Annotated in this window: 22 protein-coding genes and 1 tRNA gene; 7 read left to right on the forward strand and 16 right to left on the reverse strand. The window is 69.5% G+C overall.

Features of this window, described 5'->3' with window-relative positions; all coding sequences use genetic code 11:
* The first annotated feature begins 155 nt into the window (after positions 1-155).
* A complete protein-coding gene (locus ACWD3H_RS33810) occupies positions 156-722 on the forward strand; it encodes a superoxide dismutase family protein (RefSeq protein WP_451957880.1) in 567 nt (188 codons plus the stop codon).
* A gap of 19 nt (positions 723-741) precedes the next feature.
* Here ACWD3H_RS33810 and ACWD3H_RS33815 read toward each other — a convergent pair whose 3' ends face one another.
* Together ACWD3H_RS33815 and ACWD3H_RS33820 are read right to left on the reverse strand one after the other, a co-directional pair.
* Complete coding sequence (locus tag ACWD3H_RS33815; RefSeq protein WP_451957881.1) at positions 742-1,728, reverse strand: pirin family protein; 987 nt, start codon at positions 1,726-1,728, stop codon at positions 742-744.
* 96 nt (positions 1,729-1,824) lie between these two features.
* Entirely contained in the window at positions 1,825-2,673 is an 849-nt protein-coding gene (locus tag ACWD3H_RS33820) for a spermidine synthase (RefSeq protein WP_451957882.1), read from the reverse strand.
* A gap of 157 nt (positions 2,674-2,830) precedes the next feature.
* Between ACWD3H_RS33820 and trhA the strand changes: the two genes are divergently transcribed.
* From trhA to lat, 3 genes are all read left to right on the forward strand, one after another.
* Positions 2,831-3,499 carry a PAQR family membrane homeostasis protein TrhA gene (trhA, locus tag ACWD3H_RS33825; RefSeq protein WP_350921137.1) on the forward strand — a complete coding sequence of 223 codons (669 nt, stop codon included), beginning with the start codon at positions 2,831-2,833 and terminating at the stop codon, positions 3,497-3,499.
* Between the two features lie 10 nt (positions 3,500-3,509).
* Entirely contained in the window at positions 3,510-3,890 is a 381-nt protein-coding gene (locus ACWD3H_RS33830) for a PPOX class F420-dependent oxidoreductase (RefSeq protein ID WP_355569585.1), read from the forward strand.
* 239 nt (positions 3,891-4,129) lie between these two features.
* Positions 4,130-5,536 (forward strand): L-lysine 6-transaminase, encoded by a 1,407-nt coding sequence (lat, locus tag ACWD3H_RS33835; protein ID WP_451957883.1) that lies wholly within the window; start codon positions 4,130-4,132, stop codon positions 5,534-5,536.
* Here lat and ACWD3H_RS33840 read toward each other — a convergent pair.
* The 7 genes from ACWD3H_RS33840 to ACWD3H_RS33870 form a co-directional block, all read right to left on the reverse strand.
* The gene (locus tag ACWD3H_RS33840; protein WP_350921141.1) at positions 5,478-5,732 is read right to left on the reverse strand and encodes a helix-turn-helix domain-containing protein; all 255 of its coding nucleotides are present in this window, start codon (positions 5,730-5,732) and stop codon (positions 5,478-5,480) included. The two genes, lat and ACWD3H_RS33840, sit on opposite strands and share 59 nt — an antisense overlap.
* 152 nt (positions 5,733-5,884) lie before the next feature.
* A tRNA-His gene (locus tag ACWD3H_RS33845) sits at positions 5,885-5,960 on the reverse strand.
* A 76-nt stretch (positions 5,961-6,036) separates the two neighbouring features.
* Entirely contained in the window at positions 6,037-6,639 is a 603-nt protein-coding gene (gene orn / locus ACWD3H_RS33850) for an oligoribonuclease (protein ID WP_350921144.1), read from the reverse strand.
* 21 nt (positions 6,640-6,660) lie between these two features.
* Entirely contained in the window at positions 6,661-7,752 is a 1,092-nt protein-coding gene (locus ACWD3H_RS33855) for a DUF2510 domain-containing protein (protein WP_451957884.1), read from the reverse strand.
* Between the two features lie 55 nt (positions 7,753-7,807).
* Positions 7,808-9,226, reverse strand: a complete 1,419-nt coding sequence (locus ACWD3H_RS33860) for a hypothetical protein (protein WP_451957885.1) — start codon at positions 9,224-9,226, stop codon at positions 7,808-7,810.
* A 19-nt stretch (positions 9,227-9,245) separates the two neighbouring features.
* Positions 9,246-10,922 carry a protein kinase domain-containing protein gene (locus ACWD3H_RS33865; RefSeq protein WP_451957886.1) on the reverse strand — a complete coding sequence of 559 codons (1,677 nt, stop codon included), beginning with the start codon at positions 10,920-10,922 and terminating at the stop codon, positions 9,246-9,248.
* A gap of 180 nt (positions 10,923-11,102) precedes the next feature.
* Positions 11,103-11,747, reverse strand: coding sequence for a pyridoxamine 5'-phosphate oxidase family protein (locus tag ACWD3H_RS33870; RefSeq protein ID WP_451957887.1), 645 nt, complete (start codon positions 11,745-11,747; stop codon positions 11,103-11,105).
* A gap of 67 nt (positions 11,748-11,814) precedes the next feature.
* On the opposite strand from ACWD3H_RS33870, the gene pdxR reads away from it, so the two are divergent.
* Positions 11,815-13,209, forward strand: coding sequence for a MocR-like pyridoxine biosynthesis transcription factor PdxR (gene pdxR / locus ACWD3H_RS33875; RefSeq protein ID WP_355559597.1), 1,395 nt, complete (start codon positions 11,815-11,817; stop codon positions 13,207-13,209).
* Between the two features lie 34 nt (positions 13,210-13,243).
* On the opposite strand, the gene ACWD3H_RS33880 is transcribed toward pdxR, so the two are convergent.
* Positions 13,244-14,329 (reverse strand): GNAT family N-acetyltransferase, encoded by a 1,086-nt coding sequence (locus ACWD3H_RS33880; RefSeq protein ID WP_355559600.1) that lies wholly within the window; start codon positions 14,327-14,329, stop codon positions 13,244-13,246.
* Positions 14,330-14,527: 198 nt separating this feature from the next.
* On the opposite strand from ACWD3H_RS33880, the gene ACWD3H_RS33885 reads away from it, so the two are divergent.
* A complete protein-coding gene (locus tag ACWD3H_RS33885; protein ID WP_355559602.1) occupies positions 14,528-15,553 on the forward strand; it encodes a phosphotransferase family protein in 1,026 nt (341 codons plus the stop codon).
* A gap of 294 nt (positions 15,554-15,847) precedes the next feature.
* Positions 15,848-17,167 carry a GH39 family glycosyl hydrolase gene (locus tag ACWD3H_RS33890; protein WP_451957888.1) on the forward strand — a complete coding sequence of 440 codons (1,320 nt, stop codon included), beginning with the start codon at positions 15,848-15,850 and terminating at the stop codon, positions 17,165-17,167.
* An 11-nt stretch (positions 17,168-17,178) separates the two neighbouring features.
* Here the strand turns inward: ACWD3H_RS33890 and ACWD3H_RS33895 are convergent, their stop codons facing one another.
* From ACWD3H_RS33895 to ACWD3H_RS33920, 6 genes are all read right to left on the reverse strand, one after another.
* Positions 17,179-18,396, reverse strand: coding sequence for a DUF418 domain-containing protein (locus ACWD3H_RS33895; protein WP_355559608.1), 1,218 nt, complete (start codon positions 18,394-18,396; stop codon positions 17,179-17,181).
* A gap of 95 nt (positions 18,397-18,491) precedes the next feature.
* Positions 18,492-21,407 carry a hypothetical protein gene (locus ACWD3H_RS33900; RefSeq protein ID WP_451957889.1) on the reverse strand — a complete coding sequence of 972 codons (2,916 nt, stop codon included), beginning with the start codon at positions 21,405-21,407 and terminating at the stop codon, positions 18,492-18,494.
* Between the two features lie 264 nt (positions 21,408-21,671).
* Positions 21,672-22,475 (reverse strand): polysaccharide deacetylase family protein, encoded by an 804-nt coding sequence (locus tag ACWD3H_RS33905; protein ID WP_355559613.1) that lies wholly within the window; start codon positions 22,473-22,475, stop codon positions 21,672-21,674.
* A complete protein-coding gene (locus ACWD3H_RS33910; RefSeq protein WP_355559616.1) occupies positions 22,472-23,413 on the reverse strand; it encodes a glycosyltransferase family 2 protein in 942 nt (313 codons plus the stop codon). Before ACWD3H_RS33910 ends, ACWD3H_RS33905 begins: the two co-directional genes overlap by 4 nt.
* A 2-nt stretch (positions 23,414-23,415) precedes the next feature.
* The gene (locus ACWD3H_RS33915; RefSeq protein ID WP_355559619.1) at positions 23,416-24,246 is read right to left on the reverse strand and encodes a glycosyltransferase family 2 protein; all 831 of its coding nucleotides are present in this window, start codon (positions 24,244-24,246) and stop codon (positions 23,416-23,418) included.
* 153 nt (positions 24,247-24,399) lie between these two features.
* Positions 24,400-25,527 carry a GNAT family N-acetyltransferase gene (locus ACWD3H_RS33920; RefSeq protein WP_355559621.1) on the reverse strand — a complete coding sequence of 376 codons (1,128 nt, stop codon included), beginning with the start codon at positions 25,525-25,527 and terminating at the stop codon, positions 24,400-24,402.
* Positions 25,528-25,989 lie beyond the last annotated feature (462 nt).

Consider the following 25,989-nt stretch of genomic DNA (forward strand, 5'->3'; position numbering starts at 1 on the left):
GTGGGGCGGGGGTTTGCGACGACCCCGCGGTTTTTCGTCTTCGCTCCCGGCCGGGAGCGAAGACGAAGACCGGAAGTGGTCAATACCCAGTGTGATCACATGATTACTGGTTATGGTGGGCGCTGCACTGTCCCGGCCCGCCAAGGAGATCATGGATGCGCATTCTGGGAGTTCTCGCCGTCGCCCTGCTCTGCGCCGGCTGTGGTGAGCGGGCCGCCGACACCCATCCTGCGGGGCACGGCCCGGCCGTCGCCTCAAGCGCGGAGATCCGCCTTACCGGGGGCGGGGTGTTCTCCGCCCCCGAACCTCGTGCCTCCGTCATCGCCTACGACACCACGCTGGTGCCGCCGGGAGCCACGGCCCGGGTCACCGCGGAGTCGGGGGCGGTGCTCGCCACCTCCACGGTCACCGTCACCGGCATGCTCCCGGGACGCACCTACGGGGTGCACCTGCACGTCAACCCGTGCGGTCTCAAGCCCGAGGACGCCGGGCCGCACTACCAGCACGCCCACGCCCACGCCAGTGCCCAGAACGAGGTCTGGCTCGACTTCACCACCGACGCCCGGGGGGAGGCCGCCGCCACCGCCACCCGGGACTGGGCGTTCGTCGCGGGCCGGCTGCCCAGATCGTTGGTGATCCACGCCGAGCCGACCCGCACCGCCGGCGCCGAGGCCGGCGTCGCAGGCCCCCGCGTCGCCTGCGTCACCCTCATCCAGTCCTAGGACGTCCGGCGCTCCGCGATCAGGCGTGGCCCGCGGGGATGGTGCCGAGGCGGCCCGCCTGGTAGTCCTCGAACGCCTTGACGAGCTCCGCCTGGGTGTTCATCACGAACGGCCCGTAGTGCGCGACCGGCTCGCCGATCGGGCGCCCGCCGAGCACGATGACCTCCATGTTGGGGCTCCGGCTCTCCTGGGTGCCGGCCGCCGACAGCGTGATGGTCTCGCCGTCGGTGCCCAGCCCCGGAAGGCTGCCGAAGCCGTCGAAGACGGCCAGCTGGCCAGACTCGATCGGCTGCCGGTCGCCGCCCGCGGTGCCGTGGCCCGACAGGACGTACGCGAGCGCGTTGAAATCCTTGCGCCAGGGGAGCGTCAGCTGGGAGCCGGGGCTCAGCGAGGCGTGCAGCAGGGTGATCGGTGTCCTGGTGGAGCCGGGGCCGGTGAACTCGCCGACCTCGCCCGCGATCAGGCGGACCAGCGCCCCGCCGTCGTGGCTGCTGAGCAGGACGACGTTGGTCCTGCCGATGTCCTGGTACTTCGGCGCGACCATCTTCTCCTTGCCGGGGAGGTTGACCCAGAGCTGGATCCCGTGGAACAGGCCGCCCTTGGCGACCAGCCACTCCGGGGGGGCCTCCTTGTGCAGGATTCCGCCGCCGGCCGTCATCCACTGGGTGTCGCCGTCGGAGATCGTGCCGCCACCGCCATGCGAGTCGGCGTGCTCCATCACGCCGTCGATCATGTAGGTGACGGTCTCGAAGCCCCGGTGCGGGTGCCAGGGGGTGCCCTTGGGCTCGCCCGGCGCGTAGTCGACCTCGCCCATCTGGTCCATCATGATGAACGGGTCGAGATACTGGGGCTTGATCGTCGCGAGTGCCTTGCGGACCGGGAAGCCCTCTCCCTCGAATCCGCTCGGGGCTGTGGTGATCGCCAGCACCTGGCGCTCGCGGACCGCGTTCAGCGGCTGCGGCAGGCGGGGCAGGGTCAGTAGGTTCTCTACGGTCACGGCCGGCATTGTGGATTCCTTCCTGCGATGTTCGCAGGCGACAACTCAGTTGATGTTTCAACTATTCCATGGCGGACGAGGTTGGGGAAACGGGCCGGTCGCGGGTCAGCCGAAGACCGCGGGCGGGGGGACCGGGGTGACCACGGCGTCGCCGTCGTGCAGCGGGCGGGCTCCGGCGATGAACCTGACGATGTCCTCGCCGTACACGCAGCGGGCCTGGGTGAGGCCGCCCGCGGCCCTGCGGGTCAGGTCGGAGACGGGGAGCGGCATCCGGGAGGCGGCGACGATGAGGTTGCCGAAGCGGCGGCCCCGCATGATGCCCGGCTCGGCGAGCAGCGCCACCTGGGGGAAGGTTTCGCGGACGGTGGCGAGCACCCGGCGGGTGAAGGCCAGCCCCTTGCCGTCGGCGACGTTGATCAGCACGGTGCCGGTGGTGCGCAGGACGCGGGCGACGTCTCCCATGTACTCGGAGGTGGCCAGCTCGATCGGCATCGTGGCGCCGCTGAAGGCGTCCAGCACGAGCAGGTCGGCCGAATCGTCCCCGAGCCCGGCGGTGGCGGTGCGGCCGTCGAGGAGCCTGACCTTGAGCCGGGGCACCGACTTCAGCCGGAGCTGGTCTCTGACGAGCTGGACGAGCCCCTCGTCGGGCTCGGCGACGATCTGCCGGGACCCGGGACGGGTCGCCGCGACGTAGCGGGGCAGGGTGCAGGCGCAACCGCCCACGTGCACCGTGTCCAGCGGACCCTCGGCGAGCAGGTCGACGACGTCGGCCATCAGCTGGACGTACTCGAAGTCGAGGTAGGTGGCGTCGTCGAGGTCGACGTACGACTGCGGCACGCCGTCCTTGGAGACCACCCAGCCGGAGGGCCTGTCGAGGTCCTGCAGCAGGTCCACCTCGCCGAAGGTCACCGGATACCGTCCCGGCATCGGCTCCCGCGCTTCCCGCCTGCCCATCAGCTGGATCCTCTTTTCCGCGACGTGAACCCGGAGAGAAACCATATGCCCCGTTTCCACTACGGCGGGTCCCGGCTGGAGGAGACGCCGGTCCACGGCCGCGGCGTGTAGGGAGAATCACAACCTACGATGACGTAACTTACGCTACCGTAGGTTTATGGCCACGACCGTCGCAGAAACGCTCGCCGAGTCCGTCAAGCCCCGCCTCCGCGGCTGGTTGCACGCCGGGGCGCTCCCCGTGGCACTCGTCGCGGGATTCGTCCTGGTCGCGCTGGGGCCCACTCCGCAGGCGAGGATCGCCGCCGCGGTCTACGCGATCACCTCCGGCCTGCTCTTCGGGATCTCGGCCACCTACCACCGGGGGGTGCTCTCCCCGCGCACGGAGGAGGTGCTCCACCGGCTCGACCACGCCAACATCTACCTGATCATCGCGGGCACCTACACCCCGTTCGCGCTGCTCGCCCTGGACGCTCCGGCCGACGCGGTGGTGCTCGGCGTGATCTGGGCGGGTGCGATCGCCGGGGTGCTCTTCCGGGTGCTGTGGGTCAACGCCCCCCGATGGCTCTCGACCGCCCTCTACATCGGCCTCGGCTGGACCGCTGTCTTCGTGCTGCCGCAGCTCGTGCGGGGCGCGGGCGTGGTCGCGGTGGCCCTGGTCTTCCTCGGCGGGGTGCTCTACACGGCGGGCGGCGTCGTGTACGCCATGAGGCGGCCAGACCCCTCCCCCCGGTGGTTCGGCTTCCACGAGGTCTTCCACGCCTTCACCGTCGCCGCCTACCTGGTGCAGTACGTGGCGGTCTCCCTGGTGGTCTACGCGGCGGCGTAACGTGCCGTGCATGACGCGAATCCAGGATCTGGGCACCGAGAAGTACGTGTCCGTGACCACTTTCAAGAAGAGCGGCGCCGCGGTGCCGACGCCGGTGTGGGCCGCCCCCGACGGTGACTCCCTGCTGATCTGGACCGCCGGATCCTCCGGCAAGGCCAAGAGGATCCGCAACAATCCGGAGGTCGTCGTGGCGGCGTGCGACGCGCGGGGCAACACGCGGGGAACGGAGGTCAAGGGCGTCGCGCGGGAGTTGCCGGCCGGGGAGAGCGAGCGGGTCCGGGGGCTGATCGTCGCGAAGTACGGGCTCCTCGCCCGGGTGATCATGATCGGCAGTAGGTTCCGCCGGGGCGCCGACGGCACCGTTGGAATCCGCATCTCTCCGTCGAACTGACCCGGCCCAACCTGCGGCAGGTTGATTTGACTGATTTGTGGTCTCGGAAGGAGTGGTCCCCGGGAAGGGAGACGGTCATCGAGAGGGGCTCGGGCCGCACGGTCCCGGCACCCGGGCATACATGCCCAGGGGGCCGATAAACCGAAAAATCTTCATAAGAACCGCCTCCAGCGCGTAATGTCTCCGTGTAGATGTGTCAATTACGGGGGATCATCTCTTCGGATCACCGTGGAGGGGACATGGACGTGCACGCCCGTCTCGCTCGTCATCTGCTCGTCGACGGCTACCGGCTGGTGCTGGACCTCGAACGGAGCCGAGGTTCCCGGCTCGTCGACGCCCACACCGGCCGGAGCTACCTGGACTTCTACAGCTTCTTCGCCTCGGCCCCGCTCGGGGTGAACCCGTTCGACGACGACCCCGAGTTCCTGGCGCTACTCGGCCACGTCGCCGCGAACAAGCCCGCCAACTCCGACCTCTACACCTCCCACCTCGCCGACTTCGCCGACACGTTCGCCAGGGTGCTCGGTGACCCCGAGCTGCCGCACCTGTTCTTCGTGGAGGGCGGAGCCCTCGCCGTGGAGAACGCGCTGAAGTGCGCCTTCGACTGGAAGAGCCGTCTCAACGCCTCACGGGGGCGCTCACCCGAGCTCGGCGGCAAGGTGCTCCACCTCACCCGCGCCTTCCACGGGCGCAGCGGCTACACGCTCTCGCTGACCAACACCGACCCGATCAAGACCGACCGGTTCCCGAAGTTCGACTGGCCCAGGATCGAGGTGCCCGCGATCCACCTCGGCGACGTCGAGGCGGCCGAGGAGAGATCCCTGGCCGCGGCGCGGGCGGCCTTCGAGCGCCATCCCCACGACATCGCCTGCTTCATCGCCGAGCCCATCCAGGGGGAGGGCGGCGACAACCACATGCGGGCGGAGTTCCTGCTCGCGATGGAACGGCTCTGCCACGAGCATGACGCCCTCCTCGTCCTGGACGAGGTGCAGACCGGCGCCGGGACCACGGGCACCCCCTGGGCGTACCAGCAACTTGGCCTGAGTCCCGATGTGGTGGCCTTCGGGAAGAAGGTCCAGGTGGGCGGGATCATGGCGGGCCGCAGGGTCGACGAGGTGCCGGACAACGTGTTCCAGATCAGCGGCAGGATCAACTCGACCTGGGGCGGAGGGCTGGTCGACATGGTCCGCTCCCGCCGGATGCTGGAGATCGTGGAGCGCGACGGCCTGATCCCGCGCGCGGGCAGGCTCGGCGCCGAGCTCCTCAAGGCGCTGCTGGAGATCCAGGCGGGCTTCCCCGGCCTGGTGGAGAACGCCCGGGGGCGCGGCCTGATGTGCGCGTTCGACCTGCCGGACGCCGCGCGGCGCGACCTGTTGGTGGCCACGCTCAGGGAGGACGAGGGCGTGCTGGTCCTGCCCTGCGGCGAGCGCTCGGTACGGTTGCGCCCGGCGCTCTCGATCGCCTCCGAGGAACTGGGGGAGGGCACGTCCGCCATCGCCCGCGCCCTGGAGGTCTCCCACCGCCCGAGGCGCCCCGCCCGGTCAGGCCCGACGGCTCCGAAGCGGTCCGGAGACGTCGTGTCGCCGTTCAGCAGTGCTGAGGGTCCTCGCGCGCGGCCCGTTCCAGCCACAGATCGATCGCGGTGACCCGCGAGTCGACCCCCAGCTTGGCGTATATCCGGTTGACATGGTTCTTCACGGTCTTCTCGCTCAGAAACAGGTGCTGGGCGATCTGCCCGTTGGAACGACCCGTCGCGATCAGTTCCATGACCTCGGTCTCGCGCCTGCTCAAGCCCGTCACGACTGTGGGTTCCGCGTCGAACGTGGCATCGTCGACTCTCATCCGGCCTCCGTGGTTGCAACACGGTCAGGTCGCCGAAACCCCCGATCCTACGGCGTAGCGATAGCTGCGAGCATAACCCGCAATATCCACTTTTGGTGGGTAACGGGAGTGGAAATGCAGAACGACCGGTCCCGAGGGACCGGCCGTTCTCATGGGGTGAGCGAGGGGACTTGAACCCCCGGCATCTAGGACCACAACCTAGCGCTCTGCCAACTGAGCTACGCCCACCATCGCCGCCGTGGCAGCACATGAAAAGTGTAGCGGTCTTTGGGAGTCGTTTCGTACCGGGTTTCCCGCGAGCCGGTCAGGGTTTTCGCGCGGACACGGTCTCGGCCAGTTCCCTGGCGGTGGCGGAGTCGGGTCCCGGCTGGGGCACGAAGACCGCCGCGCGGTAGTAGCGCAGCTCCCGGATGCTCTCGACGATGTCGGCCAGCGCGCGGTGGCCGCCCTGCTTCTCGGGCGAGGCGAAGTAGACCCGTGGGTACCAGCGCCGGGCCAGCTCCTTCACCGAGGAGACGTCGATCATCCGATAGTGCAGGAAGGCGTCCACGGCGGCCATGTCCCGGGAGAGGAACGACCGGTCGGTGGAGATGGAGTTGCCGCACAGCGGAGCCTTCTTCGGCTCCTTGATGTGTCCCTTGATGTATTCGAGCACCATGGACTCGGCCTCGGCCAGCGTGACGCCCTCGCTCAGCGCGTCCAGCAGGCCGGAGGCGGTGTGCATCTCGCGCACCACCTCCGACATCTGCTCGATGGACTCGGGCGGGGGTTTGATGACCACGTCCACACCTTCGTCAAGCTGGTTCAGCTCACCGTCGGTGACCACGCAGGCCACCTCGACGAGCGCGTCACGGCCAAGGTCAAGCCCGGTCATCTCACAGTCGATCCAGACCAGCAGGTCACTCATAGCCTTCAGGGTAGTACTCCGTTACGAGAGCTTGAATGACTTGATCACCTTGTCCACCGTTGAGATGCCGAGATTGTCGGGCACGGTGATGTAGGCCAGCGCCGCTCGGCTGCCCTCACCCCGGTCGACGATCAGGAACGCGGCCCGCTCCCGCTTCCACTTCCAGCCGTTGGCCTCGGACTGCTCGGAGAAGTCCAGGTCGAAGACGAACAGCCAGGCCTCCTTGCCGCTCACCTTGACGGCCTTGTCCTCGACGATCTTCCGGCGGTGCGGGGGGCTGTAGAAGTTGGGCTCGATGACCTGCAGCAACGTCGCGGCGACCGAGCGCATGCTCTCGACACCCTGGTAGCCGTACTGGTCGGGAAGCTCACCGGTCAGCACGTTGCCGACCCAGTTGCCGCCCTTGCCGTCGAAGTTCTCGTGGGCGGTGGCTATGGCCGCGCTGGTCCAGGTGAACCCGAGCCCGCCGCCGGGGCTGGGAGGCACCTGCCACGGCCCTTCGGGGATCTGGTAGGACAGGCCGGTCACGGGGTCGGTGATGCGCCCGTCCACCGGCTGGGGCGGCGGGCTCTGCGAGGGCGTCGGCTCGGGGGTCGGCTCCCGGCTGGGTTCCCGGCTCGCCGAGGGAGGCGGCGTACGGGACGTGACGGGCCCGCCGGCCTCGTTCCTGCTGTCGGGGTTGATCAGATACATCGCGGCGACCACGATCACGACGATCAGGACCAGCGCGCCGCCACCGCCGAGGATCCACGGGAGCGGACCGCTCTTGCGCGGCGGCGGCCCGGACGGGTGAACGCCGTACGGCGGGAGGGGCATCTGCGCCGTGTTGCCGTTCGGCTGCCCAGTGCCCGCCGGTCCCTGCCGCATGGTCTGCTGGTCCCACTGGCCGGTCGGGCCCGTTCCCGTGGGCTCTCCCGGCGAGGGCGCCGCCGCCTGTCCCGTGGGGGGAGGCTGGGAGGAAAAGGGGCCGGTCTGCGATCCCTGAGGCATGCCCTGCCCGGTGGGGACATCCGTCTGATGGGTGGCATCGGTCCACTGGTGGCCGTCCCACCACCGCAACAGCGGCGAGCCGTAGGGATCGGGGTACCAGCCGGAGGGGGTCTGCGTGGTCATGGCCGTCAGAGTAGTAAGAACGGCTTTGTACTGCATTGTGGACCTTGCGGATCACTCATGAACATTTGTAGGTGAAGGTGGCTCTGTCCTGGATCTTCTTGCCCTCGGGGGCCGGCGAGAGCAGCGACAGGGTGATGGTTCCCTTGAAACTTCCCTCGCCCTTGACCGTCCAGTCCAGGCTCACCTTGTGCGAGGTCGCCCCGGACGAGATCTGGTCGGTCTGCACGATCGGCTCCTTGCGGTCGCTCCGCTTCCACTGGTAGCTGACCTCCCCGCCCGCGCCGTTGGTGTGCAGGACACCGGCGATCTTCACCGTCGTGTCGCAGCCCTGGGTCTTCCTGGGGGCGCTGACGTCCACCTTCGTCACCTCAAGCGGTGTCGACGAACCGCGGAACAGCCAGAGCGCCAGCGCGCCCACGACCATCAGCGCGAGGATCGTCGAGGAGAGGATCGTACGACCGCGACGCCGCCGAGCATGGGGGACCGCGGCGGCCCTGAGCCTGTCGGAGGGCGGCTCGGTCTGCTGCTGGTCCCGGCCGGCCCGCCAGATCTGGGCGGCCGTGGTCTCGGCGGGCACCCCGGGGCCGAACCGCAGGACCACGTCCTCGGGCCGGTGCTCGTCGGCCCCCAGGGTTCGCTGCTCGCCGGTACCCGGAACGTGGAGCAGCGTGACGATCTCCCCCTCGTCGGGGGCGGCCGGCGCGGGCGGCGGGGGCCCTCCCCGGCCGGGCGCCTCATACGTCGGCCATCGGTGCAGGGTCTCCGCGAGCCTGTCACGGGTGGTGAACCCGGAGGGCAGCACGTCACGCCCGGCGAGCAGGGCGTCGCGCGCGGCGGCGAGCCCCCGGATGGAGGCCGTCGCCGCCACCCGTTCCAGCAGCCCCGCGGCTTCCCGGTCGGCCGAGGCCCAGGTGGCGGCCAGCCCCCGGGCGAGTGACGCCCAGGCGGCCACGTCCCGCTCCGGCGCGGGCGGGCGGCCGAGCAGCGCGTCGAGCAGCCCCCGCTCGGCGAGCAGCGCCGACCCGTCCGGGGCGATCACCACGGTGCCCGGGTGAAGCTCACCGTGGATGAGCCCGGAGGAGTGGACGGCCAGCAGCACCCGCGCCGTCTCCATCAGGACCGTGGCCGCGCTGCCCGCGTCGGGCCCGGGTGATCCAGCGGCTCCGGACAGCAGGTCGCGCACCGTCGGTGCCGCCGGTTCCGAGGTGATCAGCCAGACCTCGTCCTGGGCCGTGATGAGGTCGGCGATCGGGACCAGCCCGGTCAGGCCGCTCTGCGTGAGCCTGCGGTCGGCGACCACGGCCGCGATCAGCCTCTCGCGGGCCGAGGGATCGGCGACCAGTCGCGGGTCGAACCTGAGCGCGCCTCCCCGCCGTCCGTCGGCCGCGACGGCCGACGACCAGATTCCCAGGTCGCCGGCCCAGGTAGGACCGGTCAACCGGAATCCGGCGCCACCGCCCCGGTCAGTGTTCATGATTCTGCCCGTTCCCTGGTTACCGGCGTTTCCTGTGCCGTCCCGCCACGCCGCGCTTGACGGCCAGTGTGACCGGCACGGCACCGCTTGTCACCAGGCCCAGCGCGAGGAGCGCCGAGGGGGCCGTCTCGACGGGAGGCAGGGGCGAGCTGGTGAGCCGAGGGGTTTCCTCGGGGGTCGGGGTTCCCTCGGGGGTCGTCTCGGTGGGTGAGGGCGTGGTCGGCCGCGTCGTCGGCCGCGTCCGGGTGGGGGAGGCCGACGGCTGGGTCGGGGTCGCCGTCGGGGACGGCGGTCTGGTCGCGGGAGTATCCGGTTTGCCGGGATTGTTGAGCGTGGAGCCCTCCTCGGGGGAGGGAGACTCGGTCGGCTTCCCGGTCGGCTTACTGGTCGGCCGCGCGGTCGGCTTCCTGGTGGGCGTCGCCGACGCCTTGGGCGTCTTGGAGGGCGTCGCGGTGGTCGGCACGGGCGGGAGGCCCGAGGCGGTGCTGCTCGGCGTGGGTGTCGCGGAGGGCGCGTCCGCGGTCGGCGACGCCTCCGCGGGCTCGTCAGACTCGTCGAGCTCGTCGCCGTCGTCCCCGGGGAGCACCGTCTCCAGCGGGTCCGAGGGGGTCGGGTCCTTCGTGACGGTGGAACTCTGCGGCTGGATCTTCGTGGTGCCGCCCGATCCGACCAGTACCGCGGTCAGCCCGCCGATCACCGCGATGCAGCCGACGCCAATGAGGATCTTGACGCTCAGCTTGCTGAGCGAGGAGGTCCTTCCCCCCTTGCCGCCGAGCTCGGTCGTGGCCAGCGAGGTGTCGGCCGCCGGGGCGGGCGCGTCCAGCGGGAACAGCCCGGCCAGCAACCCGACGATCCCCGCCAGGCGGCGGCGGCCGCGCTCCTGCCAGTCGGGACCGTAGGCGTCGGCCGCCACGGCCTCCAACTCGGTGAGGAACGCGGAGGCGGTCGGCGGCCGGTCGGCGGCGTGCTTGGCCAGGCCGCGCTCCACCAGCCCCTGCAGGGCCGGGGGCACCTCCTCGACCGGCGGCGGCATGACCTGGTGCTGGCGGGCCAGCGCGGCGATGTTCGTGGCCCGGAAGGGGCGGGTGCCGGTCAGGCATTCGAAGAACACGACGGTGGCGGCGTAGACGTCCGTGGAGGGCCCGGCCGGTCCGCCCACCCACTGCTCGGGGGCCATGTAGGGCGGGGTGCCCGCGGGGGCGTCGCCGTCGCCGGAGCGGAGCGCGATGCCGAAGTCGACGAGCTTGCTCTTCCCGTCCGCCTCCACCATCACGTTCTCGGGCTTGAAGTCGCGGTGCACCACGCCCGCCGAGTGCGCGGCGGCCAGCCCCATGAGCGAACCCTTGAGCACGAGCAGCGCCGCCTCCGGGCCGGTCGGCCCCTCCGAGCGCAGCAGCGCGCGCAGGGCGACGCCGTTGATCAGCTCCATGACGATGGCCGCGCCGTCGCCGGTCTCGACGTAGTCGTAGAGCCGGACGGAGTGCGGGCTGTTCAGGGTGTTGAGCACCCTGGCCTCGTGCCGGAAGCGCGCCACGAAGCCGACGTCGCCCCTGAGCTCGTCGGACAGGTACTTGATCGCTACCAGGACGCCGTCGGCATCGTGCCGCGCCATCACCACACGCCCCGCCGCGCCGGTGCCCAGTTCGCGGATCTCGGTGTATCCGGGGACTCGCCAGGCCGATGGCGTGCCGTACATAACGGTCTCCTCAGTTGTCTGGGCCCCCACCCATAACAGACGAACCGTAGCCTAGCCATAGAGAAACACATTTCGCGTATCAATCGCGAATCAGTCTCACTCCATAGGGTCGATCGGTACGAGCGGCGGGGTCTCGCACGGACAGGCGCGCCCCGTGGTGCGTCGGCCCGCCGCGGAGACTTAACGAACGGGCGTGGTTCGTGACGCGATGTGCGCGGGGACGGCCAGGTCCCCGGTCATCGCGGGATCGGGCTCGGGAGCTCCCCAGACCTGGTGGAGCGGCAGGACCCCCGCCCAGATCGGCAGCTCGTAGTCCTCCTCCTCGTCGATCGGCGGGCCCTGTCGCACCTTCACCGATGCCTCGGCGAGGGAGAGGGCGAGCACTGTGGTCGCGGAGAGTTCCTTCCTGGTGGGCGCGCGGCTGGCGTCCCACTGGCCGGGGGCCAGCTGCTCGGTGATCGCCCGTAGCCCGGCCAGGTGCTCCTCGCCGCCCTCCACCCGGCGGACACGGCCGTAGACCATGGCGCAGCGGTAGTTGAGCGAGTGGTTGAAGGCCGAGCGGGCCAGCACGATGCCGTCCAGGTGGGTCACCGTGACGCAGACCTCGTCCGCGTTCCGCAGGGAGGTGGCGCCGGTGGAACCGTGCACGTAGAGGGTGTCACCGATCCGGCCGTAACCGGTGGGGACGACCATGGGGAAGCCGTCGACCACGACGCCCAGATGACAGACCAGCCCGGCGTCCAGCACCGCGTACAGATCCTCGCGAGAGGTCAGGCCCCTGTTCTTCGAGCGGCCGAGGGTGGTGCGGGGAGTCGTAGAGAGCATGGCACTAGCCTAGAGAGAAGTGGATACCGAGAACATGTCCACTTCCATGCGCTTATAGGAGACCACTTTGCCGCGCCTCGCCGTCGACCTGCCCGTTTCGGTGGACCGCGAGTCCGGTACGGCACTCGCCGTCCAGCTCGGTGACCGCCTCAGGGCCGCCATGCGCGACGGCGCCCTCGCCTCCGGCGAGCGACTGCCCTCCACCCGTGCCCTCGCCGGCCAGCTCGCGGTCAGCCGTACCGTCGTCACCGAGGCCTACCAGCAGCTGTACGCGGAAGGCTGGCTCGAAGGACGCCACGGCTCCGGCACCTACGTGGCCGACATGGTGGTCCCTCCCGTGCACGAGCGCGCTCGCGGCCCCCTCGCGCCACCTCCCGTCGCCCTTCCCGGCCAGGATGCCCCGCCGGGGGACGGCGGGCGGGTGATCGACCTGCGTCCCGGGCGGCCGTGGGTCCACGACTACGACCGGGCGGCCTGGCGCAGGGCCTGGCGCGGAGCGGCCGACCTGCCGCCGGCGAGCGACCCCGATCCCCGCGGCCTGCCCAGGCTCCGCACGGCCCTGGCCGAGCACCTGCGCAGGACCAGGGCGATCCCCGTCGGGCCGGAGAACATCATGGTCACCCGGGGCACCGGCAACGGGCTCGACCTGGTCGCCGCCACGCTCCTGCGGCCCGGTGACCGGGCCGGCGTCGAGGAGCCCGGCTACCGCGTCGCCAGGAACGTCTTCGCCGGGAGGGGAGCGGAGATCGTGCCCTGCCCGGTCGACGAGGACGGGGTCGTCGTCGACCGCCTCCCGGATGACCTGCGTGTCCTCTACACCACTCCGGCCCACCAGTACCCCCTCGGCGGCCGCCTGCCCATCCCGCGCAGGGAGCGCCTTCTCGCCTGGGCCCGCCGCACCGGTGCGATCCTCGTGGAGGACGACTACGACGCCGAGTTCCGCTACGACGTCGCGCCGCTGCCCGCCCTGCACGGCCTCGGTCCCGAGCGGGTGGTGCTGCTGGGCAGCCTGAGCAAGGCCCTGACGCCGGACATCGGCGTCGGCTGGCTGGTCGCCCGGCCGAGCCTCATCGAAGCCATCGCCCTGACCAGGGACGACCTGGCCGACCGCACCGGCGGCCCGGCCCAGCAGGCGGTGGCGGTGCTCTGCGAGAGAGGGGACCTGGACCGGCACCTGCGCCGGATGCGGCTGGAGTACGCGCGCCGCCGGGCCGTGGTCGTCGACATCCTCGGCCCCAGGGTCATCGGCGACACCGCGGGCCTGCACGTCATGGTGGAGCTCGCGGAGCACGCGGTCACGCCGCTGGTCGAGGCCGCCCGTGCCCGTGGCGTGCTGCTCGACTCGATGACCCGCCACTACCACGGGCCGCAGCTGCGGCACGGCCTGGTGGTCGGCTACGGCTCCGCGTCGCAGGCGGACGTCAGGCGGGGCGTCTCGGTGGTCGCCGAGCTGATCGGGTGAGAAAGGACCGTTCCCACACCGCCGCGAACCCTGCTCAGGGGGATTGCAGGGACGTTCGCAGGCGGCCGTACGTCTTGAGCGCGCGGTCGGCGGTGGTGCGCAGGAGCGGGTTGGCCAGGACCGTGCCACGTGCCTTGCGCACCGGCACCCGCAGCATCCAGTGGACCCCGGCGCCGGGGCTCAGCCGGGCGACCCGGCCCTCCGAGACCTCGTACTCGCCGTTCTTCAGCTTCTCCTTGTACTCCTTCTCCCCGCGGCCCATGTCGATGACTCCGATCCCGGCCTCGGCGGCCTTCTCGGCCATGGCCAGGTGGTGGATCAGGCCGGGGGAGTACTTCGCGAAGGCGGTGTCGTAGGCGGGAAACCAGCCCGCGAGCGTGGTGCCGGTGCGCAGGCCGAAGTGCCCGGCGACCGGCCGGTCGTCCACGTACACCATGTCGAGGACCCCGCCGAAGTGCTCGGTGTCGGTGGCGAGGAACCGTTCGACCAGCTCCACGATCCACGGCCGGGCGAACCTGTCGTTGCGGCCGGTGCGCCGGTACTGCTCGGTCTTCCAGCCGAGCAGCGTGCGCAGCGGCGCCAGGTCGGTGGTGGCGTAGTCGTGCCGGAGCGGCCCGGCGTCGCGCTGGAGCTTGCGGCTCTTGTACGCCGTCGAGCGGTAGGTCTTGCCGGAGGTCACCTTGATCGTCTCGATGTACGACTCGAAGCCGTCGCGGAGATCGATGATCGGTGAAGGGTGCCTGCTGTGCCCCGGCTGGAGCAGCGGCTGCCCGGCGATCAGATGGTCGAACTCGTAGACGGCCAGGCCGCACGCCCTGATCAGGCGCTGCGCGTCGATCTCCACGTCCTTGGCGTGGACCAGCCCCTGCGCGTCGGTCAGGCCCGCGGCCACGGGCATGCCGATGCCCATCGGATGGCGTTCGAAGGGGAAGAACCCCACCACGTCCTGTCCTTCGTACAGCACCGCGACCCGGACGCGTTCCTGCAGGGCGCCGACGGTGACTGTGAACTCCGGCGACAGGAACGGGCTGTCGAAAGCGGCGTCGGCACCCTGGAGAGTCCTCCAGCGATCGATGTCGACCGGTCCGAGATCACGGGGCTGAACGATTGAGACGCGCATGAGCTCCTACTGGGATGTGCGGGGTCCCCTTACGTCATCCTGTGCAGGATGCCGTAAAGCCCAAGCATGCTGGTAGGGACGTAATGTAACGATAAAGTACGGAAGTAATTTCCCCGTAGTTGGGGAGGCAACGTTTCGGGATCTCATTGTGAGGTCCCTGCTGGCGCCACTCACCCGAGTGGCGTTCTAATGGGGGCCATGAGCACCCCTGGCATCGACTGGTCCCGCCTCGTCGAATGGATCGCGGCCAACGTCCCCGGCGTCGGCGAGCCCACCGGGGTCTCCCTGATCGCCGGTGGCAGGTCCAACCTGACGTACATCGTCGAGACCCCCGGGCGCCGCCTGGTGCTGCGCCGGCCGCCGCTGGGCCACGTGCTGCCGACCGCCCACGACATGAGGCGCGAGTGGCGGGTGATCTCGGCGCTCGCGCCGACCTCGGTCCCGGTGCCGGAGCCGGTCGCCTTCTGCGACGACCAGGACGTGATCGGGGCGCCGTTCTACCTCATGGCGCATGTGGACGGCGCGGCCGTGCGGAGCCAGGAGGACACCCGGGATCTCACCCCCGAGCAGGCCCGGAGACTGTCGGAGCGGCTGGCCGAGGTGCTCGCCGCGATCCACGCGATCGACTACGAGAAGGCGGGCCTGGGGGACTTCGGACGCCCCGAGGGATACATGGCCCGCCAGCTGGAGCGCTGGGGACAGCAGTGGGAACGGTCGAAGACCGGCGAGTTGCCCGCCTACGACCGCCTGGTGGCCCTGCTGCGCGAGCGCCTGCCCGCCCGCTCGGCCTCGACACTGGTCCACGGTGACTACCGGCTCGACAACACGCTCGTGCGAATCTCGCCGGACCCCGACATCCTCGCCGTCGTCGACTGGGAGATGTCCACGCTCGGCGACCCCCTGGCGGACCTCGGCCTCACCCTCACCTACTGGCAGGACCCCGGCGACACCGAGCGCGCCTCGATCCCGGTCGCGGCGGGCGTCACCGTGGCCCCCGGCTTCCTCACCGCCCGCGAGTTCGCCGCACACTATGCCAAGGTCTCCGGCGCCGACCTGTCCGACCTGGACTTCTACCTGGCCTTCGGCAACTACAAGCTCGCCGTCATCGTGGAGGGCATCCACGCCAGGTTCAAGCAGGGCAAGACCGTCGGTGAGGGCTTCGAGCACATCGGCGCCGCCGTTCCCACACTCGTCGACCGGGCGCTGCGGGTCCTGGAGGGCTGAACCCGCGGTCGCGGTCGCCGTCCACCTTCGGAGCCGTGGTGTGGGTGCCGCACGGCCCGGTGAGCGGGGTATGACGGGAACTACTTCCGGCTTTCAACCGTCATGCAAGTCGCCATGGATACGCTGGCGACGCGACCGGTAACGCTTGTCTGTGAAGCAGCTCAGCTCACCGTCACGTCCGTTGTCGCTGTGGAACGCTACATTCGTTGACCTGCGAGGATTGAGGAATCGGTGATACCGACTAACGGACGGCACCAGCGACGGCGCCCGGCCTGGCCGGTCGCACTGGGAGCGATGGCGGTAACGGTGGTGCTGGTGGTGGGCATCATCGCCTTCGCCGCCAAACCGGACATTCCCCGCGGACAGCGTATGACAATTCCTCCCACGCAGGCGGCGCCAACACTGGAGGAACCACCCGCGGTCCAGGACTGGCCACGCTGGGGCATCACCCACACCGAGTTCAGCGCCGACAACGAGAGCGGCGCGGTCACCGAGGCCGCCTCCCACATGCTCAGCCGGGTCCCGATGCTGCAGAACCAGCACATCATGGGCTGGGGCGCGGGCAACCCCGAGCCCGCGCCCGGCAAGAACGACTTCCGCGACCTCGACCGTCGCATCAAGTTCATGTCCAGGTCCCAGGCCATTCCGATCATCACGCTCTGCTGCTCGCCCGACTGGATGAAGGGCGGCACCTCCGGCCGGACCGACTGGACGCAACTGGAGACGGCGCCCCGGCGCGAGCACTTCGACGACTACGCGAAGCTCGCCGCGACGGTCGCCAGGCGCTACCCCACGGTCAAGCACTTCATGGTCTGGAACGAGCTGAAGGGTTTCTGGAACAACGCCCAGAACCGCTGGGACATCGAGGGCTACACCGAGCTCTACAACAAGGTCTACGACGCGCTGAAGGCCGTCGACAAGGACATCAAGGTCGGCGGGCCGTACGTGTCGGTCGGCAGCACCACCGCTCCCGAACAGGGGGCGGAGATCAAGGGGCCGTGGGGGAGCGTCATCCAGCGTGACCTGGAGGCGGTCGAGTACTGGATCGAGAAGAAGAAGGGCGCCGACTTCATCGTCGTCGACGGAGCCTCGGTCACCAGGGAGGCCGGTGCCTACCCCGACGAGTTCACCGCCCTGGGCAAGTTCGGCGCCCTCACCACCTGGCTGCGGCAGAAGAGCGGCGACCTGCCGGTCTGGTGGGCCGAGTGGTACGTCGAGCCGGACAGCAGGGACTGGAGCGAGGAGCGTCGCATCGCGGTGCAGACCGCGGCGATGATGGAGTTCGCCACCAGCGGCGTCACCACCTCGCTCTACTGGAGCCCCCAGCGCAAGTCCACCGGCGACGACCAGGTCTGCCTGGGCTGCCTGTGGCACCCGAGCACCGGTGCGGAGATGCCCATGGCGGGCATCCTGAGCGGCTTCACCAAGTGGTTCCCGCTCGGGACCAAGCTGGAGACGGTCACCTCCTCCAACGAGAAGGTGCGGGTCCTCGCCCAGGAACGGCAGCTCGTGATGGTCAACACCACCGACGCGGCCGCGAGCACCACCGTGGACGGCAAGCAGTTCGAGCTGAAGCCGTACGAGGTCAGGTGGAGCGAGCGCACCGGTGCGTGAGCCTCGGCAGGCTAGGCTCGCTCAGGACGGGAGGGTCTGCGCCAGTTGGTGAACCAGCGCAGTAGCCATTCCACGGGCCCGTACTGATGGCGGCTCAGCCACCACCGGCTCCACACGGCCTGGACCGTGAAGATGGCGATGCCGATCGACACCACGGAGAACGGGCTGAGCTGGTCGACCAGGCTCATCCCGTAGCCGGTGAAGATCAGTGAGCTGATCAGCGACTGCCCCAGATAGTTCGTCAGTGCCAGCCTGCCGGGAGGCGCGAGCGTCCCGGCCAGGCGAGGTGCCGAGGGGAGCAGACGCAGCAGGGTGGCGGCGTAGGCCGCGGCCAGCAGCGGCGCGGTGACCAGGTTCACCGACTGGCCGACCATGTGGTACGCGTGCCCGCCGTCCGACCAGGTCGCGTGCGTGTAGACCACGGCCCCGGCGAGGCCGACGGTGAACCCCGCCCACTGCAGCCGCCGCAGCGTCACGGTGTGCCCGGACAGGTCACCCAGCAGGCGCATCTTGCCCAGTGCCAGCCCGACCAGGCAGGCGGCGAGCACGGTGGGCCCCTGGAAGAAGACCCGCAGCACGAAGATCCTGGCCAGTTTGTGCAGGTGCTCGTTGATGATCATGGATGCGGAGCCGTGCAGGGCGCGGTCGGACATGGCGGCCTGGGCGGCGTTCTCGGAGACCGCCCTCGATGCGTCGGCGCCCAGCGTCGCCAGTAAGGCCAGCAGCAGCATCCCCACCGCCAGCGCCACGGTCAGCGCGATCGCGGAGATCATCGCGGTGCGCGGGGTGATCCGCCGCACCGCCAGCAGGACCAGCCCCACCACCGCGTAGGTGGCCAGGATGTCACCGGGGAACAGCAGGATGCCGTGGGCGAGGCCGAGCAGGAACAGCCCGCCCAGGCGGCGCAGGAACCTGGGGACGAACGCCGCCGCGGAGGCGTGGGCCGAGTCGAGCTGGAGGGTGAAGCTGTAGCCGAACAGGAAGGCGAAGAGCAGATAGAACTTGTTCTCGAAGAACAACGAGACGACCCAGCGCACCTCCCAGTCGAGCGGCGCGGAGAACGACGGCGCCGCCAGCCCCGCCATCCGGTATCCGGAGGCGAGGTAGGTGATGTTGACCACCACGATGCCCAGCAGCGCGAAACCGCGCAGCGCGTCGACCGCCGCGATCCGCCGTCCCGTGCCCTGGGTGGAGGTCCCCGTCCGACCACGGGGTTCCCCTGTGAACATCCAACCGTCCTTCGACCAGGCTCTGAGACAGGCGTCTCCCGGCAAACGGTGCTCAGTATGGCGCGGGGAGGCCGTCGGCCAAGCGACTTTGTCCTTTATTGAAGTTGGTAGCCGATGACGATGAAGCGCTCCGCGATCACCGCGAGGGCCAGCACGAACGCGGGCACCGCGACGAACAGGATGCGTCTCCTGGCCCGCCTCCCACTCTCGCGGCCGCCCAGGCGGAACACCTCGTAGACGAACAACGCGATCCAGGTCACACCCAGCGCGGCCAGGCCGACCGGTGTCCACGGCGAGGTCGGGTCGCTGCCACCGAGCGGTACCCCGCGCTCGGGGATCTCGGTGCCCTCGGGGAAGGACTTGAGCGTGTAGACGGCGGCGTCCTCGCCGTTGAACACCCGCTTGAGATCCTTGTGGGCATCCAGCGCGGCGCGGAACCTGGGGGTCCAGTCGTTCGGGAAGCCGTGGTTGAGCTGCAGGTATCCGGCCTGCGCGCGGGTCGCCACCAGGTAGGTGTTGGGCGGGGACGCGCGGAGTTTGTCGAGCACCGAGGAGAGCTGGGCCGGATCCTTGTGCACCAGCACCTGCTCGTAGGAGATCTTGTCGAAGTCCCGTTCGCCCCACGGCATGATGGGCGTGACCTCCGGGCCGAGCAGCGGGGTGAGGAAGAGGACGCGGGCACTGGGTTCGTCATGGTCGTAGATGTAGTGCATCGCCGCGACCTCGCTCTCCGAGACCCGCTCGAACTGCTCGTTGCCGTACCGGGCGACCAGGAAGACCATCGCCAGGGCCATGGCACATCCGGCGGCCAGCAGCAGCGAGATCCGGCGCGTCAGCTCCGGGTTGAACCGGATGTTGCGCCTGCGGATCGGCACCGTCTCCTCCGGCGCGTCCTCCGTGCCGGCGGGAAGGTTCGGGAAGAAGGCATAGGCGGCCAGGATGCAGGCGCCGGGCAGTGCGAACAGGTAGATCCGCAGGCCGATCTCACCGCCGTAGTTCTGCAGCCCGAGCGCCAGCACCGGGATGCAGAGCAGAAGCAGCGCCGCGCGGTCGCCGACACCGCGCCGCACGCGGCGCAGCAGGCCGACGGCGGCCAGCGTCAGGATGACGCCGCAGATGCCGAGGCGGGCCATCAGGACGAGGGCGTGCCTGGGGTCGCTGCCGTCGATCCGGTCGCCGGTGTTGCTCTGCAGGTTCTGCAGGATCCGGCCCAGCCCGCCGAAGAGCTGGTCGATGTGCCCGCTCCAGAAGGTGACGGTCTGGTAGCTGATCCACGACAGCACGATCAGGCCGAGGAAGAACGGCAGCGCCCAGCTGAGCGAGGTGCGCCGGAGCAGCAGCAGGCCGGTCAGCGCGCCGAGCATCATGAACGGCGTGATCTGGTGCGAGGCGGTCGCGGTGCCGAACAGGCCGATCAGCACGATCAGCATGATCACCCGGTCGTAGGCGCCGGTCGAGTGGGGCAGCTCGCCGGGGGTCAGCCCGTCCAGGCGGGCCAGCAGCCGCCGGACGCGCCCCTTGGCCGGCATCGGTTTGTCGCGGGGCTCGACCTTGCCGAACCAGCGCAGCACGATCGCCACGAAGGCCAGGTAGATCGCGTATGTGAAGCCCTGGGAGGAGAAGTAGTCCTGGCCGATCCACTGGACGATGACGAACAGCAGGGCGGCGAACCAGCGGGCCCGGGTGGTGGCGACCACCTGGCGCAGGATCAGCACGAACGGCAGCAGGTACAGCAGGTTCGACAGCAGCGGCGTCCACCGCATGATCGTCGCCAGGTCGGTGACCCCGGCGGCCTTCGTGACGAACGCCACCAGCGCGAAGAACCCGGGCCAGGCGAGGCGGGCGTCGAGGATCGCGGACGACTCGCCGGTGCGGTTGATGTACTCCACGAAGCCGGCGTGCACGTAGGCCGTGGGGAACCTGGCCTCGTCCGAGATCAGGGCCGACGCCCCGTGCAGGGCGAAGGTGATCGCCGCGATCTGGAAGAGCAGCAGGAACTTGCGGTCGGTGTTCTGCGCGATCGTGACGAAGAACGCGACGAGCATCAGCAGGATCGCGGCGAACGCGGTCAGTGGCATGGCCGAGATCAGGCCCAAGGCGTCGATCTTGGTCACGTCGACGCCCCGCAGCGGGCCCGGCGTCACGCGCAGGGCCAGCACGTACATGATCAGGCCTTCGACCGTGAGCAACGGTGGCAGCCACACCGCGGCCGACTGCATCACGCTCGTCATTCGCGACGGCCTGGCGGCGGCAGGAGCCGCCTTCCCCGGGCTCCGCGGCGCGCTCTGCGGCTCCCGACGGTCCGCTGGAGCCGTGGCCTCCGAAGCGGGCTCAGGGGTCCCTGGAAGCGGGCTGGACGTCGTGACGGCCCTTTCCCGCGGTCTCCGCTCCGGTGTTCCGCCTTCCGCGGTCACCGGTCCCGCGAGTTCCGGTTCCGCGGGCTCCGGTTCTGCGGGCTCCGCCTCCGTGGGCTCCGGCTCCGCAGGTTTCGGCTCCGCGGGTTTCGGCGTCGGGCGGAGCGGCGCCGAGGGCAGACGCATCTCCGTCGTGGTGTCGATCTCGCTGCCGGAGGCGTCCTCGGCCTCGGGAGCGTCCGCCGTGGGCGGTGAGATCGGGCGTGCGGGCAGCCGGATGACGGCGGTGACCTCCGAGTCGTCGCCGTCGGAGGTATCCGGAGCCTCGCCGGGAGCCCGGTCGGAGATCACCTCCGGTGGCGTACCCGGCGTGTCGTCGGCGTCATCGGCGTCGTCCGATGCACCGTCGCCGCTGTCACGAGGACCTTTGGTGGCCTCGCCGCCGGAAACCCCGCCCTTCGGAACCTCGCCGTCACGGCTGTCACCCGGTGCGGCGTGATCGGGAACCTCACGGTCGGGCGCCTCCTCCGGAGCCTCGGAGGGCGCCGTGCCGACGGGCTCGCCGCCGGACCCGGCCCGCGCTCCGTCCGAGGGCGCGGGCTGGGTGGGATCGGTCTCCCCGACCTCGGCAGTCTCCGCCGCCGGTGTCGTCGTCACGTCATTACCTGCCCGTTGCCTCACGTCTAACATCATGGCGGCTACGCGGACCGAGGTGCGACGAGCGAACACGAAGTTACGCCATGTTCGACTGCTTTGCGTAGACCGTTGAAGAGCAATACCGCGACCGAATTCCCGCCCGGTGGCACCTGTCCCGCCGCCTTCGCTCCCTCGGGGAAGCGAAGACGAGGGCGGAGAGGGGTGGGCGCACCCGGGAGGGCACCGGCCCGCGGGCCATGCCTCTCCCGGGTGCGGACCGGCCGCTCACACCTGGCCGCGCACCCGGCGCAGGCCGTATCTCGTACGTCTGACGACGGCGTAACCCTTCGTCAGCATCCGTTCTCTCATGTAGATCAGCGGGACCTGGTTTCCCTCGACGGCCCGGCTGAACATTCTCATCGACGTGCCCTCGGCGACGGTCAGGCGCGGTAGCGCGAGCACGTCGTGCCGGTCGGCGGCGATGGCGTTGTTCACCGCGCAGGCCGCCCAGTAACCGGCCCGCCTGACCTCGCGCCGCACCCGCACGCTGGAGTAGCCGTACGGGTAGGCCATCGTCGAGACCAGGGAGCCGATCTTGTCTTCGAGCAGGGACTTGTTGCGCCGCAGCTCCTGACGGAGCTCGTCGTCCGGAAGCTGGTCGAGCTGAGGATGGCTGTGGCTGTGCCCGCCGATCTCGATGCCGCACGAGGCGGCCTCGCGCGCCTGGCTCCACGACAGCATCGTGTCCAGCGGCCTGCCCGCCGCGTCCTTGCCCGCGTCGCTGACCCACCCGCTGGTCAGGAAGACGGTCGCGGGGAAGTCGTAGCGCTCGAGCAGGGGCAGCGCCTCGCTGTGGAAGTCGGCGTACCCGTCGTCGAAGGTCACCACCACCGGCCGCTCCGGGATGGAGCGGCCGTTGTTCTTGTGCAGCGAGGCGACCAGGTCGGCCACCGTCAGCGGCGTGAACCGGTTCTCCTTCAGGTAGGCCAGTTGCTCGGCGAAGGCAGAGGGCCGTACCGCCAGCGGCTTCGTCTCGGCGTTGGGCCGGTCGGAAACCGAGTGGTACATCAGGATCGGTACGCGGATCATGAACGCACCCGCTTCAGTCGAAGGGAACCGATGACGTAACCCCAGGTGGTCCAGGCGAGGCCGACGACGATCGCGCCGGCCCTGCCGAGACCGGACAGATCACCCCGCAGCGCCTCGCCGATCCCGCGCAACGCGCCCAGCGGCAGCGCCTTCATCGCGTGCGCCCGCTCGCTCGACAGCCCGTCGCCCGCCCCCACACTCTGGGTGACCAGCGCCTTGGACAGGCCCTCCGCGTAACACCGCGAGCGGAAGTAGGCGAAGGTGGCGCGGGCGGCCGGCACCTTGTGGCCGATCACCGCGGCGGGTTCGAACAGCATCCCCGAACCGGGCATCCGTTGCGAGAGCCGGATGCAGAACTCGGTCTCCTCACAGCCCAGCGGGCGTGGCTTGCGCCCCTGCACGCTGCGGCCGATGCCGGTGTGGAACCCACCGACCTCCTGCACGGCCCCCCTGCGGAAGGCCGCGTTGCCGCCCATGACGTTGCGGATCCGCGCCCGCTGCGTGGGCATGCCGCGATAGCTGCAGCCCACGGTCCAGTCGAACTCGTAGGGATACCAGCCGGGCCGGTGCCCGGTGCCCCACAGCGGCCTGGTCAGCCCGCCCACCCCCACGATGGTCGGGTCCTGGAAGCCCTCCTCCAGCGCTTCCAGCCAACCAGGCTCCGCGACGGCGTCGTCGTCCAGGTATGCCACGATGTCGCCGGAGGCGGTCGCCGCGCCGGTGTTCTTGCCACCGGACAGCCCCTTCTCCTGAGCGTTCTCCACCACGACGACGCCGGGGTACTCCTTCTTCAGCCTCAGATGGAGGTCCGGGTTGTAGTCGACGACCAGGATGATCTCGTGCGGCCGGCGGCTCTGGTTCTCGACCGACTCGACGGCTGCTCGGATGTCCTCCCAGCGTTCCTCGGTGTAGACGCAGATGACGACACTGCTTCTCATGGCTACGCGGCGCCCTGGTCCGCCGCGCGGGAGGTGGTGGCCGGCTCGTGCACCACGGGAGCCGGGTTGCTCCGCCACTCGCGGATGATGGTCTTCAACACCCGGATGCCGTCGCGGACGGCATGCAGGTTGCTCTCGCCGTGGATGCGGCAGCGCTCGTGGCTGGGCACCTCGTGAACCTTGAGCCCGGCCTTGGCGGCGCGGACGTTCATCAGGGTCTCGATCTCGAAGCCGTCGCAGTCGAGGTTGAGCACGTCCAGGTGGCGGGCCCAGAAGGCGTTGTAGCCGTAGCACAGGTCGCTGTAGCTGGTGCCGTACATCCTGTTGACCAGCGCGGTCAGCGTCTTGTTGCCGAACTTGCGGATGAACGTCAGGTCGTCGCTGCCGCCGCCGGACGCGTAGCGCGAGCCCTTGACGAAGTCGGCCCCGGTGACCAGCGCGCCCACGAACTGGATGATCTCGCGGCCGTCCGTGGACCCGTCGGCGTCGATCATCACGATGATGTCGCCGGTGCAGGCGGCGAATCCGGCCGAGAGCGCGTTCCCCTTGCCCTTGCCGGTCTGGTGGACCACGCGGATGTTGGGGCGCAGCTTCCTGGCCACGGCGACGGTGTCGTCCACCGAGTTGCCGTCCACCAGGACGATCTCGTCGATCCACTGCGGCAGCGTCGCGAAGACGTGCGGAAGGTTCTCCGCCTCGTTCATGGCCGGTACGACGACGCTGACAGTCGGGGAGATCGCCATGTTGGGGGTGATGGGGGTGAACCGCTCGATGGGCGGCACCGCCCTCAAGGGCGGCTTGTTGTTGTAGTGCTTGGCGACTTCGGGACTCATGATGACGGATGTCCTTCCGGGCGGTCTGTCGTCAGGGGCGACTGGCGGACGGACCCGGGGCCATAGACGATCGAAACGATCGGGGGAAATGGCGAATGCGATGAGGGATGCATGCGAGGGTCCTGGCGAATGGGGTGCGATGACGGGAGCGGTCTAACCCACTCCCCATGGTTCCTTGACGACCGGAGTGCCTGATTGGTTCTGCGCGGGGGAGCGCATACGGCCGAACCCCTTCAGCACACGGTCAGCAAGCCTGTACAAATGCGGGCGATCCGTAACGATCGTTCGTGCTTTGTTGACCGGGGTACGGCCGATCCAGTGGACGGCGGCCGCGGGGGAGGGACGCGAGACGCGGCCTTCCGCGACGAAGAGGTCACCGCTCTTCAGCCAGCTCTTGTACTCGCGCCCGCCCTTGCCCATGTCGACCTGCCGCAGCCCTGAGCCGGCGGCGTGCTCGGCCATGTGCAGGTGGTGCATGATGCCGGGGGAGTAGCGCGCGAACTCGGTGTCGTAGGCGGGAAACCAGCCCACCAGGGTCGTCGCGGTACGGAGGCCGAAGTGCCCGGCGACGGGCCTGTCTCCGGCGTAGACCATGGTCAGGACACCCGCGAAACTCTCGGACTTCTCGGCGTGCATCTCGTCGAGCAACTGGACGATCCACGGCTGGGCGAAGCGGTCGACGCGGCCCGTCCTGCGGTACTGGTCGGACTTCCAGTTGGTGAGCGTGCGGAGCGTGCCGAGGTCGGACGAGTCCCACTCGAAGCGGATCTCGCCCTGCTCGCGGCCGAGCTTGCGCTCCTTGTAGCGGACGGTCTTGAGGTTCTTCGGCGAGTTGGCCTTCACCTGCTCGATGTAGGCCTCGAAACCCACGCTGAGGTCCATCACCGGCGCCGGTCGCACGTCGGACTCGTACGCCGCGAACGTCGGCTGGCCGGGGACCAGATGGTCGAAGTCGAAGACCGAGAGCTTGCAGGCGCGCAGCAGGGTACGGACATCCAGGTCGAGCCCGGGAACCGAGATCAGTCCGTGGCAGGTGGTCAGGAAGCCGCCGAGCGGCTTGCCGATCCCGAAGCTGTGCCGTTCGTAGGGGAAGAATCCCACGATCTTGCCGTCGTCCTGGATGACCGCGACGCGGACGTAGTCACGCAGGCGCCCCATGGCGAGCGCGAACTCCACGGAGAGGAAGGGGTTGTCCAGCGACGGGTCCGCTACCTGTAACTCCCGCCATCGTGAGATCTCGGACTCCCCGAGGTCTCCCGGGCGAACGATGACGATGTTCACCTTGACCTGACCCCCTGTTCGGTCTGCAAGCTCCCGCTCCCCCGATACAACACACGTAGTACGTATATGAAACCGCCGAGCACCGCGATCGTCGCAACTCCGGCACGAGGCGACCACGCGTCAAAAGTGAGCATGGCAGCGGCCAAGAGAACGTTCACAACCAGGCTTGCCGCTGCCCCCACTGATAGTGCCGCAAGAGGGTCACGATCACGCAACAGTCCTACCACTGCGATGCCTGGGACCGCCAACAGGAACAGGGGGGTGAGAACCAGGCGTAACGGGGTGTCGATGTCCACCAAGGCGATCACGGCCCCCGCGACACATGCGAAGGTGAGCGCCCATTTGAGCACTCTGCGGTTGATCGACATCTCCGAAACTCCCGGTTGGTAATGACGTGACTGATCGCGCCTTCATGTGATCAATCACTCAGCATGGACGTCAATGCCGACGCTCGGCACCAGT

It is taken from the genome of Streptosporangium sp. NPDC002607, assembly GCF_053592655.1.